The organism is Novosphingobium colocasiae (assembly GCF_014652555.1).
Taxonomy (GTDB): Bacteria; Pseudomonadota; Alphaproteobacteria; order Sphingomonadales; family Sphingomonadaceae; genus Novosphingobium; species Novosphingobium colocasiae.
This window is the reverse complement of the sequence record NZ_BMZA01000071.1, coordinates 1-518: the sequence shown is the minus strand read 5'-3', so window position 1 is coordinate 518 and position 518 is coordinate 1. Positions and strand designations below refer to the sequence as shown.

The window sequence follows — 518 nt, the reverse complement described above, 5'->3', positions numbered from 1 at the left end:
CCAGCACGCTGGGCATGGACATCCGCTATGTCGTCACCTCGCTGACAGAAGGCTCGGCCGAGCATATTTACGACACGCTCTACTGCGCGCGCGGCCAAGCCGAGAACCTGATCAAGCGCCACAAGACCCAGTTGGCCAGCGATCGCACCTCGTGCCGCTCGGCCAATGCCAACCAGATGCGCCTCATCCTGCATACCGCCGCCTACTGGCTGATGTGGCGCATCCAGCAGGCCATCCCCAAGGCCACTGCGCTGGCCGCTGCCGAGTTCGCGACTCTGCGCCTGCGGCTGCTCAAGGTCGCTGCCCGCGTCATCGAGAGCGCCTCGCGTATCCGTGTCGCCTTCGCGTCAGCATGCCCCGACGCCGGCGTGTTCAAAGCCATCGCCACCGGTCTTCGGCCAGCGCCGACATAGCCAGCGCGGCCATGCCGCCGAAACCCGAGCCTTCGTCCCTTCAACCTCGAAAAGCCCATTGCTCCTGACGCGGTGAAAAACACCGGCGCCGGCGCTCGCCCAAGT

Annotated in this window: 1 protein-coding gene; it reads left to right on the top strand. The window is 65.8% G+C overall.

The window, feature by feature from the left end; genetic code table 11:
* Positions 1–413, top strand: a 413-nt coding sequence (locus IE122_RS18285; protein WP_189622652.1) for a transposase, incomplete at its 5' end; no start/stop codon positions are given.
* Positions 414–518 lie beyond the last annotated feature (105 nt).